2 protein-coding genes are annotated in these 2545 nt (G+C 70.6%); both read right to left on the bottom strand.

Features of this window, described 5'->3' with window-relative positions:
* Positions 1 to 1435: aldehyde dehydrogenase family protein (locus tag PLL68_RS06310; RefSeq protein WP_324532702.1), on the bottom strand; the 1435-nt coding region annotated here is incomplete at its 3' end.
* A gap of 31 nt (positions 1436 to 1466) precedes the next feature.
* Positions 1467 to 2456, bottom strand: coding sequence for a deoxyribose-phosphate aldolase (gene deoC, locus PLL68_RS06305; RefSeq protein WP_502910678.1), 990 nt, complete (start codon positions 2454 to 2456; stop codon positions 1467 to 1469).
* Between the last annotated feature and the right edge of the window lie 89 nt (positions 2457 to 2545).

Raw genomic sequence — 2545 nt, 5'->3', positions numbered from 1 at the left:
CCGTCGTCACGTAGGCCTCGAGCCCGTGGCGGCCACCCTCTCGGCCGTACCCCGACTCCTTGTAGCCGCCGAACGGCGAGGTCGGGTCGAACTTGTTGAACGTGTTGGCCCACACCACGCCCGCGCGCAGCTGGTCGGCCATCCACAGGATGCGGCTGCCCTTCTCGGTCCACACCCCGGCGGACAGGCCGTACGGGGTGTTGTTCGCCTTGGCCACGGCCTCGGCGGGTGTGCGGAAGGTGAGCACCGAGACCACCGGCCCGAAGATCTCCTCCTGGGCGATGCGGTGGGTCTGGCTGACCCCGCTGAACACGGTCGGGCGGAACCAGAAGCCGTTGGTCGGCAGCTCGCAGCCGGAGTCCCAGCGCTGCGCCCCCTCGGCCTCGCCGACCGCGACCATCTCCTCGATGCGGTCGAGCTGCTTGCGGCTGTTGATGGCGCCGACGTCGGTGTTCTTGTCCATCGGGTCACCGACGCGCAGGGTCGCCAGGCGCCGCTTTAGCCGCCGGTCGAGGTCCTCGGCGATGTTCTCCTGCACGAGGATCCGGCTGCCCGCGCAGCACACGTGGCCCTGGTTGAAGAAGATGCCGTTGACGATGCCCTCGACCGCCTGGTCGATGGGGGCGTCGTCGAAGATGATGTTGGCCGCCTTGCCCCCGAGCTCGAGGGTGGCGCGCTTGCGGGTGCCGGCGATGGAGCGGGCGATCATCTTGCCGACGGCCGTCGAGCCGGTGAAGGCCAGCTTGTCGATGCCGGGGTGGTCGACGATCGCCTGTCCGGTCGGGCCGGCGCCGGTGATGATGTTGACGACACCCGGCGGCAGGTCGGCCTGCTGGCACACCTCGGCGAAGAGCAGCGCCGTCAGCGGCGTGGTCTCGGCCGGCTTGAGCACGACGGTGTTGCCGCACGCCAGCGCCGGGGCGACCTTCCAGGCGAGCATGAGCAGCGGGAAGTTCCACGGCACGATCTGGCCGACGACCCCGACGGGGCGCGGGTTCGGGCCGAGCGAGGCGTAGTCGAGCTTGTCGGCCCAGCCTGCGTGGTAGAAGAAGTGCGCCGCAGCCAGCGGCAGGTCGACGTCGCGCGACTCCTTGATCGGCTTGCCGTTGTCGAGGGTCTCGAGCACGGCGAACTCCCGGGCCCGCTCCTGCAGGATCCGCGCGATGCGGAAGAGGTACTTGCCGCGGTCGGCGCCACTCATCCGCGACCAGACGCGGGTGTACGCCGTCCGCGCGGCGGCCACCGCGGCATCCACGTCGTCGCTGCTCGCCTCGGAGATCTCGGCGAGCACCTCCTCGGTGGCCGGGTTGACGGTCTTGAACGGCGTTCCGCCGGTGGCGGGCACGAACTGGCCGCCGATGAACAGGCCGTAGCTGCTCGCGATGTCGACGACGGCGGCCGACTCGGGTGCCGGTGCGTACTCGAAGGGAGACATGGGATTCGGTCCTTTGGGCGCGTCGAGAGGGTCAGTACAGGCTGGGGGAGTCGTCGGCGACGTAGTCGCCCCCCGAGTAGGCGCCGGTGCGCATCCGCTGGCGCTGCAGGATGAGGTCGTTGAGCAGGCTCGACGCACCGAAGCGGAACCACTCGTTGGTCAGCCACGCCTCGCCGGCGACCTCGCTGACCGCGACGAGGAACTTGATCGCGTCCTTGCTGGTGCGGATGCCGCCCGCGGGCTTCACGCCGACCATCTCACCGGTGGTGTCGTGCCAGTCGCGCACGGCCTCGAGCATGACGAGCGTGACGGGGAGCGTCGCGGCGGGGGAGATCTTGCCGGTGGAGGTCTTGATGAAGTCGCCGCCGGCGAGCATCGACAGCCAGGAGGCGCGGCGGACGTTGTCGTAGGTCACGAGCTCGCCGGTCTCCATGATCACCTTGAGCCGGGCGCTGCCGCAGACCTGCTTGACCTCGGCGATCTCGCGGAAGACGGTGAGGTAGTCGCCACTGAGGAACGCGCCGCGGTCGATGACCATGTCGATCTCGTCGGCGCCGGCCTCGACGGCGTCGCGGGTGTCGGCGAGCTTGACCGGCATGCTCGCCCGCCCGCTCGGGAACGCCGTGGCGACGGCGGCGACGTTGATGGCTGCACCGCCGAGGGCGTCCTTGGCGACGGCCACCATGTCGCCGTACACGCACAGCGCCGCGGGCCGTGGGGTGCTCATGTCGGTGGGGTCGGGCACCAGGGCCTTGGCCGCGAGGCCGCGGACCTTGCCCGGGGTGTCGGCGCCCTCGAGGGTCGTGAGGTCGATCATCGAGATGGCGGTGTCGATGGCCCACGCCTTGCTCGTGGTCTTGATCGAGCGGGTGCCGAGCGCGGCGGCCCGGGCCTCGCAGCCGACCTGGTCGACACCGGGCAGGCCGTGCAGCCAGCTGGTGAGGGCCTGGTTGGTCAGCCGGGACACCCCGAGCAGGTCGCGGGCGCGGGCGGTGGGGTCGACGTCGGTGGCGGTGCTCACCCGCGGAGTCTACGGCGGGTCTCAGCCCGAGTGGGCCCGTCGAGAGAAGGCAACACGCAGGGAACGGCGCCTCACGGCCTGCGTGTTGC

Origin of the sequence: Ornithinibacter sp., assembly GCF_035443565.1 — a bacterium.
Taxonomy (GTDB): Bacteria; Actinomycetota; Actinomycetes; order Actinomycetales; family Dermatophilaceae; genus Fodinibacter.
This window is presented reverse-complemented; position numbering and strand designations above follow the sequence as displayed.